13 protein-coding genes are annotated in these 16,623 nt (G+C 75.8%); 7 read left to right on the plus strand and 6 right to left on the minus strand.

The genetic code is table 11. The features are described 5' to 3' along the window. Positions 1-45: 45 nt before the first annotated feature. Both OO57_RS03425 and OO57_RS03430 read left to right on the plus strand, forming a co-directional pair. Positions 46-2,520 (plus strand): ArnT family glycosyltransferase, encoded by a 2,475-nt coding sequence (locus OO57_RS03425; RefSeq protein WP_033250754.1) that lies wholly within the window; start codon positions 46-48, stop codon positions 2,518-2,520. 140 nt (positions 2,521-2,660) lie between these two features. Continuing rightward, on the plus strand, positions 2,661-3,116 hold the full coding sequence (locus tag OO57_RS03430) for a VOC family protein (RefSeq protein ID WP_033250755.1): 456 nt from the start codon (positions 2,661-2,663) through the stop codon (positions 3,114-3,116). Between the two features lie 110 nt (positions 3,117-3,226). Here the strand turns inward: OO57_RS03430 and OO57_RS03435 are convergent, their stop codons facing one another. From OO57_RS03435 to moaA, 4 genes are all read right to left on the minus strand, one after another. After that, entirely contained in the window at positions 3,227-3,982 is a 756-nt protein-coding gene (locus OO57_RS03435; protein WP_033250818.1) for an HNH endonuclease family protein, read from the minus strand. Positions 3,983-4,196: 214 nt separating this feature from the next. Next, positions 4,197-4,889 (minus strand): pyridoxine/pyridoxamine 5'-phosphate oxidase, encoded by a 693-nt coding sequence (locus tag OO57_RS03440; protein WP_051776473.1) that lies wholly within the window; start codon positions 4,887-4,889, stop codon positions 4,197-4,199. Between the two features lie 99 nt (positions 4,890-4,988). Continuing rightward, positions 4,989-6,938, minus strand: coding sequence for a thioester domain-containing protein (locus OO57_RS39080; protein WP_051776475.1), 1,950 nt, complete (start codon positions 6,936-6,938; stop codon positions 4,989-4,991). A gap of 183 nt (positions 6,939-7,121) precedes the next feature. After that, on the minus strand, positions 7,122-8,213 hold the full coding sequence (gene moaA / locus OO57_RS03450; RefSeq protein WP_081973428.1) for a GTP 3',8-cyclase MoaA: 1,092 nt from the start codon (positions 8,211-8,213) through the stop codon (positions 7,122-7,124). A gap of 131 nt (positions 8,214-8,344) precedes the next feature. Here moaA and OO57_RS03455 point away from each other — a divergent pair, with 131 nt between their 5' ends. The 5 genes from OO57_RS03455 (at position 8,345) to OO57_RS03475 (ending at position 13,531) form a co-directional block, all read left to right on the plus strand. Further along, entirely contained in the window at positions 8,345-9,022 is a 678-nt protein-coding gene (locus OO57_RS03455; protein ID WP_051776477.1) for a nucleotidyltransferase family protein, read from the plus strand. Between the two features lie 639 nt (positions 9,023-9,661). Next, positions 9,662-10,510, plus strand: a complete 849-nt coding sequence (locus OO57_RS42170; RefSeq protein ID WP_234337211.1) for a hypothetical protein — start codon at positions 9,662-9,664, stop codon at positions 10,508-10,510. A gap of 187 nt (positions 10,511-10,697) precedes the next feature. Continuing rightward, positions 10,698-11,477 carry a hypothetical protein gene (locus tag OO57_RS03465; RefSeq protein WP_051776479.1) on the plus strand — a complete coding sequence of 260 codons (780 nt, stop codon included), beginning with the start codon at positions 10,698-10,700 and terminating at the stop codon, positions 11,475-11,477. A 95-nt stretch (positions 11,478-11,572) separates the two neighbouring features. Beyond that, positions 11,573-12,376: a (2Fe-2S)-binding protein gene (locus OO57_RS46650; RefSeq protein ID WP_081973431.1), complete on the plus strand. Its 804-nt coding sequence runs from the start codon at positions 11,573-11,575 to the stop codon at positions 12,374-12,376. A 144-nt stretch (positions 12,377-12,520) separates the two neighbouring features. Next, a complete protein-coding gene (locus tag OO57_RS03475; RefSeq protein WP_033250757.1) occupies positions 12,521-13,531 on the plus strand; it encodes a DUF2637 domain-containing protein in 1,011 nt (336 codons plus the stop codon). 187 nt (positions 13,532-13,718) lie between these two features. On the opposite strand, the gene OO57_RS03480 is transcribed toward OO57_RS03475, so the two are convergent. Together OO57_RS03480 and OO57_RS03485 are read right to left on the minus strand one after the other, a co-directional pair. Further along, entirely contained in the window at positions 13,719-15,914 is a 2,196-nt protein-coding gene (locus tag OO57_RS03480) for a SpoIIE family protein phosphatase (protein WP_158715009.1), read from the minus strand. 286 nt (positions 15,915-16,200) lie between these two features. Next, on the minus strand, positions 16,201-16,611 hold the full coding sequence (locus OO57_RS03485; protein ID WP_051776480.1) for an ATP-binding protein: 411 nt from the start codon (positions 16,609-16,611) through the stop codon (positions 16,201-16,203). Between the last annotated feature and the right edge of the window lie 12 nt (positions 16,612-16,623).

Genomic DNA, 16,623 nt, shown 5'->3' on the forward strand with positions numbered 1-16,623 from the left:
CCCGCTCTCATCAACCTCTCAGCCCGGCCTCCGAGCGTATTGCCCATGACCACGTCCAGTTCCGTTCCCCCGACCAGTGAGCCGTGGCCCGACGCCGCGAACTACCCGCCACCGGCGGTCGCCGCCGACGCCGCGGCCGGGCCGACCGCGTGGCCCGACGCCGCGCCGCTCCCGCCCGCCGGGACCGAACGCGAGCGGCCCGCTGAGACGCTGTTCCCGCCCGTCGCGCTGCCGCCCGTCGGCCCCAAGGGCCGGGCCTCCTGGGCCGGCCGGCTGCGCACGCTGCCCGCCCGCACCTGGCGGGGGCGTCCGGACGACGCCCGGTGGGTGCGTCCGGCGTTCCTCGGCCTGCTGCTGGCGACGGCCGTCCTGTACTTCTGGAACCTGACCGCCTCCGGCTGGGCGAACTCCTTCTACTCGGCCGCCGCGCAGGCCGGCTCGGCCAGTTGGAAGGCGATGTTCTTCGGGTCCTCGGACTCGGCGAACTTCATCACCGTCGACAAGCCGCCGCTGTCGCTGTGGCCGATGGCGCTCTCCGCCCGGGTCTTCGGCCTGAGCTCGTTCAGCGTGCTGGCCCCGCAGGTGCTGATGGGCGTCGGCACGGTCGCCGCCGTGTACGCGACGGTGCGCCGCCGCTTCTCCGCACTCGGCGGCCTGGTCGCGGGCGCCGCGCTGGCGCTGACCCCGGTCGCGGCGCTGATGTTCCGCTTCAACAACCCGGACGCGGCGCTGGTGCTGCTGCTCACGCTGGCCGCGTACGGCATCGTCCGGGCCACCGAGGCGGCGTCCACCCGCTGGATCGTCTTCGTCGGCACGATGCTCGGCCTGGCGTTCCTCGCCAAGACCCTGCAAGCCTTCCTGGTCCTGCCCGGCTTCGCCCTGGTGTACCTGGTCTGCGCGCCCACCGCGCTGCGCCGCCGCTTCCTGCAACTGCTGTACGGCACCGTCGCGATGGTGGTGGCCGGCGGCTGGTGGGTCGCGATCGTCGAGCTGATGCCCGCCTCGGCCCGCCCGTACATCGGCGGCTCGCAGGACAACTCGTTCCTCTCCCTGACCTTCGGCTACAACGGCTTCGGCCGGATCACCGGCGACGAGACCGGCTCGGTCGGCGGCGGTGGCCGCAGCGCCTTCTTCAGCGCCGAGGGCGGCGTCCTCGCCGGAGGCCCCGGTGGCGGCGGCGGTGGTGGCGGCGGTGGCATGTGGGGTTCCACCGGCATCACCCGCCTGTTCGACGGCGACATCGGCGGGCAGATCGCCTGGCTGATGCCCGCCGCCCTGATCCTGCTGGTCTTCGGCCTGTGGGCGACCCGCCGCTACCCGCGCACCGACTCGGCCCGGATCGGCTTCCTGGTGTGGGGCGGCTGGCTGCTCTCCACCGCGCTGACCTTCAGCTTCATGTCCGGCATCTTCCACCAGTACTACACGGTGGCCCTCGTCCCGGCGGTCGCCGCCCTGGTCGGCATGGGCGTGGACGGCCTGTGGAAGGTCCACCACCGCCTGCCGTACGCCGCGGTGCTCGCCGTGACCCTGCTGGTCACCACCTGGTGGGCGCACCAACTCCTCGGCCGCAGCGCCGACTTCGTCCCGTGGCTGCGCAACGCCGTGCTGGTCGTCGGCGTCCTCGCCGCCCTCGGCCTGCTCTTCGCGGGCCGGATCGCCGGCCTCACCGGACGCCGGATCGCCACCGTCGCGGGCCTCACCGCCCTCGCCGCGGGCCTGGCCGGCCCGGCCGCGTACGCCCTCGACACCGTCTCCACCGGCCACAGCGGCTCCATCGTGACCGCCGGCCCCGCCGTCCAGAGCGGCGGCGGCTTCGGCGGCCGCGGCGGCGGCTTCCCCGGCGGTGGCGGCGGCCGGATGGGCGGCCAGAACGGCACCTTCCCGGGCTTCCCGGGCGGCGGCCAGAACGGGAGCCAGAACGGCGGCACCACCAACGGCACGCCCAACTCCCCCGGCGGCAACGGCGGCAACGGCGGCAACGGCGGCAACGGCGGCAACGGCGGCACCATGCCGAACTTCCCCGGCGGCACCGGCACCGGGGGCGGCACCGGCGGCACGAACACCTTCCCCGGCTTCCCGGGCGGCACCACCGGCGAGGACGGCCGCCGCGGCTTCGGCGGCACGGGCGGCGGCGGCATGGGCGGCCTGCTGAACGGCGCCCAGGTCTCCTCCGAGGTGGCCGACCTGCTCAAGCAGGACGCCGACAGGTACACCTGGGTCGCGGCCGCGGTCGGCTCGCAGAACCAGGCCAGCTACCAACTCGCCAGCGGCGAGCCGGTGATGGCGCTGGGCGGCTTCAACGGCAGCGACCCGTCGCTCTCCCTCGACGGCTTCAAGCAGCTGGTCGCGGAGGGCAAGGTGCACTGGTTCATCGGTGGCGGCGGCATGGGCGGCGGCAGCATGGGCGGCTCCAACTACTCCTCGGAGATCGCCTCCTGGGTGGCGTCCACCTACACCGCCAAGACCGTCGGCAGCACCACCCTGTACGACCTCACGGCGACGCCTAAGTCCAGCAGCTGACCCGCTGCCCGTCCCCCGCGAGCAGCCCGGGGCCGTCCGGACTCCCACCCCGGGGAGCCCCGGACGGCCCCGGGCCTTCCCCGTCCCGAGGCGTGCCTGCAAGTGGATCTCCTGTCAGACCTGCCGGGGATCCTCCGAGCATGGAGATGACAGTGCAGCTGACGATCGACTGCTCCGACCCGCAGAGGATGGTGGCCTTCTGGGCCGAGGCCCTGGGCTACGTGCCCGAGCCTCCGCCGGAGGGGCACGCCACCTGGCGCGCCTACTGGGCGGCCGCGGGGGTGCCCGAGGCGGAGCTGCCGGCCGGTGCCGGGGATGTTCCGGAGTCGATCACCGATCCCGCGGGGCGCGGGCCGAGGATTTGGTTCCAGCACGTCCCGGAGCCGAAGACCGCCAAGAACCGGTGGCACTTCGACCTGAAGGTCGGTGGGGGCCGCGACGTCCCGCTGGACGTGCGCGCGCAGCGGGTCGAGGCCGCGGTGGAACGGCTGGTCGAAGCCGGTGCCACGGTGCTGCGGATCAGGGACGAGCCGGACGCGGGGCTCTACGCCGCCGCCATGCAGGACCCCGAGGGCAACGAATTCGACGTCGTCTGAGGGGCGTTGCGGCGGTGCTGGTCACGTCCACGTCCACGTCCGCGTAGCTCGTGGCGGCCGCGCGGTGGCGCTCGGGTCGGTTGCTCCCGCGCTCCACCGCGTGCCGTCGATCAGCCGCCGCACAGCGCGAGCATGGTCTTCTTGTCGGCGGGCGTCACCGGCAGTTGGTACTTCAGCGAGACCTGCGCCCACCGGATCGCGTACGAGCAGTGCACCGCGGTGTTGGCGGGCAGCCAGGCGGCCGGGCCCGAGTCGCCCTTCGAGGCGTTCTGCGAACCGTCGGCGGGGATCAGGTTCAGCGGGTCGTTGGCGATCTGCACCCGCTTGGCCTTGTCCCACTGGGCGGCGCCCTGCTGCCAGTCGTAGGACAGCGGCATCACGTGGTCGATCTGGATCTTCGACGCCTGCTGCTTGTTCCACTGCACGGTCTTGCCGGTGTACGGGTCCCAGATGGTCATGCCGGTGACCACGCAGGTGGAGCCGTCCTTGTGCTCGATGCCCTGCCCGTCGCGGGCCAGCACGTCGTCACGCGTCCCGCAGCTGTTGCGGCCCATCGCCACGCCGTCCACGTTGTCGGTCCACGGCGGCCCGAACTGGTCGCGGTCGTAACCGGTCTTCGGCCCCGCGGCGGCGGTCCGCACCTGGGCGATCAGGTCGCGTCCGGCCTTCCGGTCGGAGTCCGAACTGACGGGCGCCAGGCCGGGCTTGGTCCCGTCCGGGTTCTGCAGCGGGTTCGTCCCCCGGGACGCCGCCCCCGGGGTGCCGGTGCCGCCGGTACCCTCGGTGGTGCTGGTGCACCCGGCGAGGGCGAGCGGTCCGAGCAGCAGGACGGCGACGACTGCGGTGCGGGTACGGCGGGAGCGCACGGTGTTCCTCTGCGACTCGGCGACTCTGACGGCCCACCAGGAGACCAGCCCCGCCACGCCGGGTCAAGCCGGTCGGGCCGCGGCATGACACACCTCACAAACCGGGCAAATGTCGATCGCGCCACGCAACCGACCTGGCTTTCCGCGGCACCGGACGCAGATTGCCGATCGCCGATCATCGGTGTCGCGTCACGCAGCACGCCGCCCCCGCCCCTCAGGGCCACAACCGCCCGCGCGTCCAGCCCTCCCCCTCCGCACCCTCCCGCAGGTAGCACAGCCGGGTGTGCCTGCGCTGCTTGTCGGCCTGCCAGAACTCGACCCGTTCGGCGCGGACGGTGTAGAGCGTCCACTCGGGCACGACCAGGCCGGGCTCCCGCTCGACGCGTTCCAGCGCCAGTTCGGTGGCCCGCTCCAGCTCCCGCACGTCGTGCAGCGGTTGGCTCTGCCGTCCGGCGACCGCCTCGGCGCGCGAGCCGGGCGGGCGGGCCAGGAAGTCGGCTGCGCTGTTCCCGGCCGGTTCGGGGGCGACGGGGCCGGTGACCCGGATCTGCCGGGCCTGCTGCGGCCAGTAGAACGACAGCGCCGCCACCGGGTTCGCGGCCAGGTCGCGGCCCTTCGGGCTGGCGGCGTTGGCCGCGAACTGCCAGCCGTGCCGGTCCACGTTCTTGAGCAGCAGCGCCCGCGCCGAGGGCGTCCCGTCGGCGCCGACGGTCGAGAGGGTCATCGCGTGCGGCTCGCGGACCCCGGCCTCCACCGCTCCGGTCAGCCAGTCCAGGAACAACGCCTCGGGCCGGTCCGGGGCCGCGTCCGGGTCGAAGTCGGGCAGGTCCCCGGCGAAGACCGCGAGGCCCCGCAGGTACTGCCTGACGTCCGTCGTACCGGTGCCTGCCGTGCCGATGCCCGCCATGGGAATTCCCCTCCCCGCCCGCTGTCCGACGAGCGCCCGGCGATCCTACGCCGCACCCGCCGTTCCGGGCGTTCGCGGTTCACCGCCCGGGAGGCGTGCTCACCTGCGCCGGGTGACGGCCAGCGCGGTCGCCCCCAGCACCAGCAGCGCTGCCGTGCCGATCAGCACCGGCCCGACCCCGTCCGCCCCGGTGTCGGGCAGCGGCGGCACCGGCCCGGGCGTCGCGCTCCCGGAGGGGGACGCGGACGCACTCGGCGAGGACGAGGGCGACGGCGACGGCGACGGGCTGGGTGCGGCCTCCGCCAGGAAGGTCTCCGCCGGGTCCCCCAGGCCGTGTTCGACCGGCTCCTGCCCGCCCGTCAGCACGTCGTGCGTCATCACCGTCCCGAAGCTGTAGCACCCGTCCCGTTCGAGTCGCACCGCCTCGGTGGTGACGGAGCCGTCGGCGGTGAGGTCGTGCGGGGCGAGGCGGGCGGTGACGGGGAGGTCGGGGGCGGTCCAGTCGAGCCCGGCGCAGCTGCCGTCCCGGGCGGGGGCCAGCGGGCCGTACAGGGTGGGTTCGAGGTGGACGGTGCGGCCGGGGGTGATGCCGGTGACGGTGAGGGTGTCGGTGACCTCCCGGCCGACCGGGAGGGTGCTCGCCGAGGCCCGGGTGGTGAGGGTCAGGACGGGCGGTACGTCGCGCGGGTCGACGCGGAAGGTCTCGGCCGGGTCCCCGGGCGGGAGGTCGACGGGAGCGGCGCCCCCGGGTTGCAGCCGGGCGCCGAAGGAGAAGCAGCCGGTGGTGCCGGTGGCCCGCTCGGGAAGGACGGCCCGGCCGTCGCCGGTGAGCGGGACGGGGTCGTAGACGGCGTCGACGGGCACCGCGGGGCCGTCCCAGTCGGCCCGGGCGCAGTCGCCGGTGCCGGGGACGGGCAGCGGCCCGTACAGCGTCGCGGTGAGCGTGGCGGGTCCGCGCAGGCCGGTGACGTCGAAGGCGTCGGAGACGGGGGCGCCGCTGGTGAGCACGGCCGCGGAGACCTGGCTGGTGAGGCGCGGCGGGTCTCCGGGCACCAGGGTCAGGGTCCGTTCGGACTTCCCGTTCAGCGGCACGGCGGTGGCGAGCATCATCGACTGCACCCGCGCCGCGGGGTCGCCGGCCATGTACGTCCCGATGGCGGCCTGCACGGGCCCCTCGGCGTGCAGCACGACCTGTCCGGCGGGCCCGCGCAGCCACAGCCGTCCGCCGGGCGGGAGGGTGTCGCCGCTGGTGAAGGGCACCGTCCCGGCGGCGTCGGTGTACGCGTCGACGCCCGCGCCGTCGATCCGGACGGTGACCGGCCCGAGCGCGTTCGCGCCGACGGTGTACGGCCCGACCAGTTGCTGCGCGTCGCCGCCCGCGGGCCCGTCGAGGGCCGGGGTCGGGTCGGCGGGGGCGGGCAGCGGCCCGGCGGCGAGGGCTCCGTCGACGACCTGCTTGACCGAGTCGTACAGCGCGGGCACCTGGTAGTCGGGCGGCATCGCGATGCCGTCGGTGAACCAGTGGATCGCCATCGCGACGGCCCCGGAGCGCTGCCGGTTGGCCACCGTGGGGTTGGCGGCGCCGGGCACGGTGGGCAGGTCGCTGTTGGGCCAGTACGCGGCGAGGATCCGCCGGACGTACCCGGCGTCGCGGACGGGCGCGGCGTCCTGCGGGTCGTAGCCGGTGCCGGAGAGCTGGCCCGCGGCGTACTGCACGCAGTAGCCGGTGGCGATGACCACGGCGCCCGGGTCGGTGCGCGGGTTCTTGTCGTAGAACCGGTACCGGCAGGCGTTGGTGCCGCCGGTGGCGGTGAACCCGAGCGCGGCCGGGTCGTAGCCGAAGGCGGGGTACCCGGCCGTCGGGTCGTACCCGGCGGGCGCGGCGTACGGTTTGGGCTGGCCGTCGCGGACGCCCACCTCCAGGCAGCCGTCGGTGCCGTACTGGTACGCCGAGAACGGCGCCTGCGGCGGCACCGCCCCGGCCGTCGCGCACCAGCCGGTGGCCAGCAGCACCAGGACCGCCCAGATCGCCGTCACGCTCCGCCGCATCGCCGTCCCGCCTTCCCCGGACACCCGTTCCGGCCCGACGCTAGGCAGCGCGCCCGCCCCGGACGGCCCGACACGGCCCGGGGCCGCCCCGCCGTCACCCGACCGGCCCCCCGGGACCCGCCCGGCGCCTGGAGCCCGCCCGGCGCCTGGAGCCCGCCCGGGGCCCGGTGCGCCGTCGGCGGCTCAGCCGCCGATCGCGGACATCGGCCGGTCCGGCCGGACGAAGTCGGTGTCGCCGATCCGGTGTCCGGGGCCCTTGCGGGAGACGCAGGCGCGCCAGGCCCGTTCGATCCGGTCGTCGTCGGCGCCGTCGCGCAGCAGGGCCCGCAGGTCGGACTCCTCGGTGGCGAACAGGCAGTTGCGCAGTTGGCCGTCGGCAGTGAGCCGGACGCGGTCGCAGCCGCCGCAGAACGGGCGGGTGACGGAGGCGATCACGCCGACCACGTGGTCGGTGCCGGACAGCCGCCACTCCTCGGCGGGGGCGTTGCCGTGGCGTCCGACCGGGACGAGGGTCCAGCGGGCGGCGAGGGCGGCGAGGATCTCGTCGGCGGTGACCATCGCGGCCCGGTCCCAGGCGCCCTGGGCGTCCAGCGGCATGGATTCGATGAAGCGCATCCGGTAGCCGCCGTCGACGGCGAACTCGACCAGGTCGACGAGTTCGTCCTCGTTCACGCCGCGCACCGGCACCGCGTTGACCTTCACCGGGGCCAGCCCGGCGTCCTTGGCGGCGGCCAGCCCGGCCAGGACGTCGGCGAGCCGGTCGCGGCGGGGGAGCGCCGCGTACCGCTCGGGGCGCAGGGTGTCCAGGCTGACGTTCACCCGGTGCAGTCCGGCCTGCTTCAACTCGGTTGCGCGGCGGGCGAGTCCGATGCCGTTGGTGGTGAGCGAGAGTTCCGGTCCGAGGGCGGCGAGCCGGGCGACCAGGTCGGGCAGCCCGCGGCGCAGCAGGGGCTCGCCGCCGGTGAGGCGCAGGGTGCGGATGCCGAGGCGGTGGACGGCGATCCGGGCCAGGCGCAGCAGTTCCGCGTCGGTGAGGGCCTGGTCGCGCGGCAGCCAGTCGAGCCCCTCGGCGGGCATGCAGTAGGTGCAGCGCAGGTTGCACCGGTCGGTGAGGGAGATCCGCAGGTCGGTGTGGACCCGGCCGTGGCGGTCGACCAGCGGCGCGGGGGCCTCGGCGGAGGCGGCTGCGGGGGCCCCGGCGGAGGCGGTTGCGGAGGCGGCTGCGGGGGTGGTTGCGGGGGCGTCCGTGAGGGTGTCTGTGGTGCGCGGTGGCATGGGGCCAGTGAACGGGTGCGGCCGGGGCGCGGTCCAGGGACGGAACGGCCGGGAGCGGCGGACGGGTGGCGGGGACGGCCTGTCGGATCGTCCAAGGCGGCGGGGCGGGACGCGGGGGCAGACTTGGCGCCATGACTGACGGCACGGGCACGGGCACGGGCACGGAGGCAGGCACGGGCACGGCCCGGCTGCGGGTGCCCGCCCTGGTGCTGGCGGCCGGTGGCGGTTCCCGGCTGGGCGGGCGGCCGAAGGCGCTGCTGCGCTACCGGGGGCGGACGCTGCTGGAGCACGCGCTGGCGGTGGCCGCGGAGGGCGGCTGCGCCGGGGCGGTGGCGGTGCTGGGGGCGGCGGCGGCCGAGGTGCGGGCCGGGGTCCGGGACGGGGTGGACACCGGCGACTGTCGACTCGTCGACAATCCGGACTGGCGGACGGGCATGGCGTCCTCGCTGCGCGCGGGCCTGGCCGCGCTGCCGCCGGGGGCGAGCGCGGTGCTGGTGCTACTGGTCGACACCCCGGGCGTCACGGCGGAGGCGGTCCGCCGCCTGCTGGCCGCGCACGCCGGGCGCACGGACCTGGCCTCGTGCGCCTACGCCGGGCGCCGGGCGCACCCGGTGCTGATCGGCGCCGCGCACTTCCCGTTCCTGCTCGCCACCGCGAGCGGTGACGCGGGGGCCCGGGCCCTGCTGGCGAGCCGTCCGGTGACCCTGGTGGACTGCACGGACGCGGCCGTCCCGGACGACCTGGACACCCCGGCGGACCTGGCCCGCTGGGGAGTCGAACCACCCGGGGGCGGGCCCGGTCGGCCGTGAACATCGCGTGAACTCCGTTATGGATCAGGCAGCCTGACGGACCGTCAATCGCCCTCTCCACCAGCAGGCTCACGGCAGCACCCTCGTACAGCGCCAGCAGGGCGCCGCACGGGTTGCGGTGGGCGTCGAGCGTTCCGGGCGGGGGTCCGGCGGTGGCGGCGCGGCCGAGTTCGACCGCCTCGTCCGGGGCCCGCGGGCCGCCGGTGCCCTCCTCGCAGCTGCGCCGCCGGTCCGCGCCGAGCCCGCACCGGTGCATCGCTCCGGGGCCGTGCTGCGTCGCCGTGCCCGCGAGCATGGCACCGGTGCGCGGTGAACAGCCTTGCACACGAAGGAAGTTGGCCGACACGGTCCGGCTGCCGAAGGGAAGTCGACCGGCCGTCGGCCATCGGCGGCCGGCCATCGGCGGCCGGACCTGCCCGGTCGGCGACCGCTCCGTCGCGGTCGGCGACGCCCTGCGCACCGTACGATCGGGGGCGCGGCGCTGACGGTGGCCGCGTGCGCCCCCGGCGCGCAACCGTTCGCGCACCTTTCCCCCACCTCAACTCCGCTGGAGGAATCCCTCATTCCGTACCGGGCGGGGCGCCGATCGGCCAGGATGGAGACTCCCCTCCCACCCGATCCGAACGGACGGTGACCACCATGCCGCTGCCCGAGGACGCCGCCGACGCCACCGACGCCACGGCCCCGACGGGCTTCCCGCCCGGTTCGCCGTCGGGGGCCAGCCAGGTGCGCTGCCCGGCCTGCCGGGCCGAGCACCGGTACGAGCCGCCGAGCCTGCCGTGCCCGTGCGGGGCGCAGCTGCGGGTGCCGCTGCTGCGCGGCGGGGTGCCGGTGCAGGTGCGGTTCCGGTCCTGGGAGGACTCCTGGCTGAACATGCGCTGTCCGCACTGCGGGCGCAGCGACCAGTGGCCGCAGCCGGAGTTCACCTGCGACTGCGGGGCGACGGTGCGGCTCCCGGTGGACCGGGTGCCGCGGCTGCAGAGCGCCGGGCCGCGCTCGGCGCGTCCGGTGGAGAGCGCCCGCCCGTACACCACGGCGGTGCCGCCGGCCGGGTCGGCGGGCCCGTTGGCGGCCGGTTCGGGGGCGGCCCGGGCGCTGCGGCCGCCGTTCCGCCCGCAGCCGGTGCGCACCCCGCAGGACGCGGTGCTGACGGCGGCCCGGTACCTGCAGTGGCTGGGCTTCCACGACCTGGAGCTGACGCCGGGCCAGGAGCGCGACTCGACCACGCTGCTGGGGAGCCGGATCGTGGCCCGGGTGGACACCTGGACGGAGCCCGCCGACGTGAAGGAGGTGGAGTGCCTGTGGCTGGAAACGCTCCACGGCGAGGACGTCGCGGCGGCGATGTTCACCGTCTCCGGGTACTCCCGGCAGACCGTGGTGCGCGGCGAGCAACTGCTGGTGGCGCTGTTCACGCTGGACGCGGCGGGCATCCCGCAGCCGTCGAACGGGGCCGCGGAGGCCCTGATGGAGACCGGCTGGACGTTCTGACGCCCCGCCCCCGCGCCACCGTCCGGATCGGGCCGTTCCGGATTTCCTCGCGCTCGTGATCTGGTGCACAAGCTCCCGCGCGTGTTGAATTGCCGCCACGAAGCGGGCCCTTGGGGAGGCCGGCGGGTCGTTGCATGGCGCGCACAAGGAGGTGGCGTTGTCGGTGCACGGGACTGCCCCGGGGGGCATGGCGGACGTCGTCTGGCGGCTGAGGTCGCGCGGCTGCTGGCAGGAGGCCGCGGACCTGCTCCGCCCGCAGGCCGGGCGGGACCCGACGGCGGCGCTCCAGCGCGCGGAGCTCCTGATCGAGCAGTGCCTGTTCACCGCGGACCACTGGGAGCGCGCGGAGGACGCGCTGCGCCAGGCGGAGGCGTCGGTCGCGGGCATCGAGGCGCGCGCGGCGGCGTCCTGCGCGCGCGGGTTCCTGGCGTACGTGGCGAGCGTGCTGGGTCGCCGGGACCGGCTGGACGAGGCGCAGGCCGCGCTGGGGCGGACCTCGGCGCTGCTGGCGCCGCGGGCGCCGGGCCGTCCGCTGCTGGACTTCCGGCGCGGGCTGGTCGCGGAGAACCTGCTGCACGACCCGGCGGCGGCGCACAGCGCGTACGCCCGGGCGCACGAGGGGGCCAAGGAGCGCGGGGACGAGCTGCTGCGCTCCTCGACCTGGCGCCACCTGGCGGGCCTGGCCCGGGCGGAGGGCGACCGGGAGCGGGCCCGGGCCGGCTTCGCGGCCTCGCTGCGGCTGCGCGAGGAGCTGGGCTTCACGGTGGGGGTGGCCCCGGCGCTGGCCTCGCTGGCGGAGGTGTCGGAGCCGGCCGAGGCGGAGCGGCTGCGGGCGGAGGCGGCCCGGCTGGTGCAGGCGCTCGGCGGGGTGCCGGTGTGGCTGGCGAGGCGGTTGGCGCAGGTCCCGGCGCAGCCGGGACCCCCGGACGGCGGCGGGCGGCGCGACCTGCGACGCGGCATCAGCTAAGGTGAGCCTTACCTGCCCGGGGCGAGCAGCAGTCCGGGCAGGTCCACCTCGCCGTGCCCGGGCCCGCCCCCGGGAGCACCACCCAGGGAGCCCGCGTGACCACCTACCAGGTCGAGCAGTCCCCCGCCCGGTTCCTCGACGCCCTGCCCTGCCGGGGCAGCTGGCTGGCCCTCGCCCGGGCCTTCCCGGACCTGCGGATCCACCACGCCGCCCCGCGCACCGGCCCCGGCTGGACCACCGCCGCGGCCCTGGCCGGGGACGCGGCCGCGCTGGAGGCGATGGTCGCCTTCGACGAGCGCCTGGGCCTGGACCTGTACGGCGCCCCGACCCGGCCGGACGTCACCGCCGGGTTCAGCCTGCACCGCTACGCCTGGCCGGTCTCGCTAGCCTTCACCCTGCCCTGGCTGCTGGAGTCCCGCGTCCCGCTGCTCCCGCCGTCCCGGGTCTCGATCAACCGCACCACCGGCGAGCTCACCGCCCGCCCGGCCGGCTTCCACTGCCTGCCCGACGACCCGGCCGCCGACCGCCCGGACGCCCTGGTCGTCCCCGACCGCCCGGCGCTCGACGCGGCCCTGCGCACCGCGCTCGCCGAGCACTTCGCGCCCGTCCTGGACGCCTTCCGCCCCCTGGTCCGCCGCGGCCCGCGCACCCTGTGGGCGCTGGTCACCGACGACGTGGTGGACGCCCTCTGGTACGCGGCGGGCCTGCTCGGCGCGGAGCCCCCGGCGGTGGCCGCGCTCGACGCGCTGCTGACCGGCGACGCGTCCTCGGCCCCGTTCGTGGGCACGCCCGGCTTCCGCGAGCAGGACGGCGCCCTGGCCCGGACCAGGGTCAGCTGCTGCCTGTACTACACCGTCCGCCCGGCCGAGCTGTGCGTCAGCTGCCCGCGCGCCAAATAACCCTGACGATCCGACGGTATTTCCATTCCTCGCCGGAAATTCCCCCCTAATGGGGTAATGAACCCGATCCTGCCTTGATCGCCGAATTTCTCCGCCATGATGGTCCCCGCCATCACGACGCGGAAAGCGAGGCTGGAACAGGTCATGAGACTGTCGGACATACCGCTGGGCTGGGCCGTCGCCGGTACGGCCGCCCTGGTGGCCGTCATCGCCCTGCTCGCCTTCGCCCGCGGCCGGGCCGGCTCCGCCACCGTCGCCGGCAGCGGCCCGGACTCCTCCTGGGAGCGCGCCGAGGAACGCCGCCGCCGCGCCGAGTCGCTCTACGGCGGGGCCTCCTACCTGCTGCTCTTCTGCTGCGCCGGGGTCGCCGCCGCGCTCTCCTTCCACGGGCTGGTCGGCTTCGGCGTCCAGAACCTGGGGCTCTCCGGCGGCTGGGAGTACCTCGTCCCGTTCGGCCTGGACGGCGCGGCGATGTTCTGCTCCGTGCTCGCCGTCCGCGAGGCCAGCCACGGCGACGCGGCGCTCGGCTCCCGCATGCTGGTGTGGCTGTTCGCGGCCGCGTCCGCCTGGTTCAACTGGGTGCACGCCCCGCGCGGCCTCGGGCACGACGGCGCCCCGCAGTTCTTCGCCGGGATGTCGCTCTCCGCGGCGGTGCTGTTCGACCGGGCCCTGAAGCAGACCCGGGTCGCCGCCCTCCGCGAGCAGGGGCTCGTCCCCCGCCCGCTCCCGCAGATCCGGGTGGTCCGCTGGCTGCGCGCCCCGCGCGAGACGTACGCGGCCTGGTCGCTGATGCTGCTGGAGGGCGTCCGCACCCTGGACGAGGCGGTCGAGGAGGTCCGCGACGACAAGCGGACCGCCGCCGAGGACCGCGAGCGCCGCCGGATGGCCTCCCGCCACGAACGCGCCGAGATCCGCGCGATCGGCCGCCAGCCCGGCAGCGGCTGGCGCCACCGCACCGCCCGCCAACTCGAACCGGCCGCCCCCGCGGCCCCCACCGCCCCGACGGAGCCCGCCATAGCGGCCCCGACCGGCCTCCCCGCGACCCCGACCCCGCACCGCAGCATCGACCTCACCCCCGACGAGGACACCGTGACGCTGCCGCGGCTCGACTCCCTGGAGCAGAAACTCAAGGACCTGGAGCAGCAGTTCGGCTGACAGCGGGCCCCGTCGGGGGCTCGGGGAGAACGGCGGGACGCGCGATCAGGGGCTCGGGGAACGGCGAGTCCGAGCTGCTGACGGCCGGAGCCCATCGAAGGTCCGTGCTGCTTCGGGCCGCCGCAACAGAACCCGGAGCAACGGCAGTGCACCACCCGCAGCCCCGGCCCCCTGACGGGGCCGCCTCTCAGCTGCTGAGCTCGAACCACATCCGCTTGCCGCTCCCCCGGGGCTCCACGCCCCAGGTGTCGGCGAGCGCCTCGACCAGCATCAGGCCGCGGCCGGAGGACGCCTGTTCGCCGGGGGTGCGGCGGGTGGGCCACAGGTCGGACTCGTCCTCGACCTCGACCCGGAGGCGGGCCCGGCCGTTCTCCTGGTAGAGGCGGGCGGTGAACATCGCGTCGCGGTCGGTGTGCCGGATCGCGTTGGTGACGAGTTCGGAGGAGAGCAGCTCGGCGGTGTCGATGAGGTCGGGCACGCCCCAGCGCCGCAGCGCGTCCCGGAGTTCGCCGCGCAGTTCGGAGATCCGGGCCAGGTCGGCCTGGCCGATCCGGCGGCGGAGCTGCTGCGCGGCGCGTCCGCCCGCGGGGCCGTCCCAGCGGAGCAGCAGCAGCGCGATGTCGTCCTCGCGCTCGCTGTCGGAGGCCTGGGTGGCGATCCGGTCGGCGAGTTCCTCCAGCGGTTCGCGGGGGGACTCGTCGATGCCGGGGAGTTCGCCGGAGACGGTCGCGCAGAGCCGGGCGAACCCGGTGTCGAGGTCCATGTCGCGGGCTTCGACGAGTCCGTCGGTGCAGAGGACGACGGTCTCGCCGGGGTCGAGGCTGAACCGGGTGACCCGGTACTCCTCGTCGGGGTCGACGCCCAGCGGCAGGCCGCCGGAGACGGGTACGGGGTGCGCGGTGCCGTCGGCGCGCCGCACCACGGGGTCGAGGTGTCCGGCCCGGACGGCGTAGACCACGCCGTAGTCGACGTTGACCTCGGCGTAGGTGCAGGTGGCGAAGTGGTCGGTGTCGAGGTCGGCGAGGAAGCGGGAGGCGCGGGCCATCACGGCGGCGGGCGGGTGGCCCTCGGCGGCGTAGGCGCGCAGGGCGATCCGGAGCTGGCCCATGATGCCCGCGGCGTGCACGTCGTGGCCCTGGACGTCGCCGATGACCAGGCCGACGTGGCCGCCGGGCAGCGGGACGACGTCGTACCAGTCGCCGCCGATCTGGAGGCCGGACCCGGCGGCGAGGTAGCGGACGGCGGTGCTGACGCCGGGGACGGCGGGGACGGTGCGGGGCAGCATGACGCGCTGGAGCCCGGCGGCGAGTTCGTGCTCGGCGTCGTGCAGGCGGGCCCGGGCGAGGGACTGGGCGACCAGCCCGCCGAGGGTGGAGAGCAGGGTGCGCTCGTCGGCGTCGAGCTCGCGGGCGTCGTCGAAGGAGACCACGCAGATGCCGGTGGGGCGGCCGCTGGCGACCAGCGGGAGGAACGCCCAGGAGGAACGGCCGCTCTCCTCGGCCCAGTCCCAGGCCGCGGGGTAGCGCTCGCGGTACTCCTCGCGGCTGGAGACGAAGATCGGGGCGCGCTGCCGGATCGCCTCGGCGGCGGGGTGGGTGGGGGCGAGCGGGATGCGGTCGAACCGGTCGCTGAGCCCGCTGTGGTAGCCGCTGGAGCCGAGCAGCGCGATCCGTCCGGCCTCCAGCGAGGCCAGCGCGAGGCCCTCGGGGCCGAGGCCGGGCAGCGGGAGTTCGGTGAAGACCCGGGCGACGTCGCGGACGGTGACGGCCTCGGAGAGCGCCCGGGCGGCCTCCTTGATGAAGCGGGAGCGCTCCTCGCGCAGCAGGGCCTGTTCGTCGGCGCGCTCGCGCTTGTGCAGTTCGACGGTGGCGTCCCAGACGAAGCCGACCATCCGGGAGGGGCGGCCGAAGGCGTCGGCGAGGACCCGGCCGCGGAAGCGCACGGCGTGCAGTTCGCCGTTCGGGAAGACGGTGCGGTAGTAGGCGCCGCACTGGCCGAGCTCGGCGACGGCCCGCTCGACCCGGCGGCGCACCACCGGCGCGTCCTCGGGGTGGAGCAGCGCCAGGAAGGAGGCGGAGGTGCGGTCGAAGACCTGGCCGACCAGCCCGAGGATGGTGCAGGCCCGCTGGTCGCCGACCAGGACGTCGCGGCGGATGTCCCAGTCGAAGGAGCCGATGCCGTTGGCGGCCATCGCCGGTTCGAGCCACTCGGGGCTGGAGTCGCCGGTGCGGGTGGGCAGGCCGCGGCCGGACGGCGGCGGCACGGTCCGGCCGGCCGCGGGGCCGACGGCGGTGCGCAGCGGGTGCACGGTGGTCTCGTTCCTGGTGGCCTGGGCGGGCGGGGTGCGGCGGGCGGGCCCAGGCGCCTCGGGCTCTGTGGCCATGCTTCTCCTGCCGGTGCCTTGCCTGGCGGCCGGTGGTTGTCCGTGTCCCCTGCTGGGCCGGCCGGACCGCGATGGTTGGGTGTGCCTCCTGGCACACATTCTCACTAGCCTCTCGTATGTTCGGCAATGCGGCAATGCCGGTGGGCCGAACGGCACGGATCGCACACGATCGCCACTGGCATATTCACCGACCGGGGAGCCCGGCGACCACCCCGCCCGCACCTTTCCGGCTCGGGCCCGGCTCGGGCCCGGCTCGGGCCCGGCTCAGGCCCGACCCGGGTCCGGCTCAGGCCGCGGAGAGCTCGAACCAGGTGGTCTTCCCGTCCGCCCGCAACTGCACGCCCCAGTCGTCCGCCAGCGCCTCGACCAGCATCAGCCCCCGCCCCGAGGTGGCCGTCTCGGCGGCGGCGGCCCGCCGGGCGGGCGCCTGGGCGGCGCCGTCCTGCACCTCGACCCGCAGGCGGGACGCCTCGGTCAGCACCGCGTCGAACACCGCGCCGCGGCCGGTGTGCACCAGCGCGTTCGTGACCAGCTCGGAGGCGAGGAGTTCCGCGGTGTCGGCCAGCTCGGGCGCGACGCCCCAGTGCTCCAGCGCTGCCCGCAGCCTGCGGCGGACGGCGGCCACCGCCGGGAGGTCCGCCGCGTCCAGCGAGGCGTGCAGGCGGCGGTGCAGTGCGCACCCGGGCTGGTGGGCCACCGGCGCGCCCTG

It is taken from the genome of Kitasatospora phosalacinea, from assembly GCF_000717185.1.
GTDB lineage: Bacteria > Actinomycetota > Actinomycetes > Streptomycetales > Streptomycetaceae > Kitasatospora > Kitasatospora phosalacinea_A.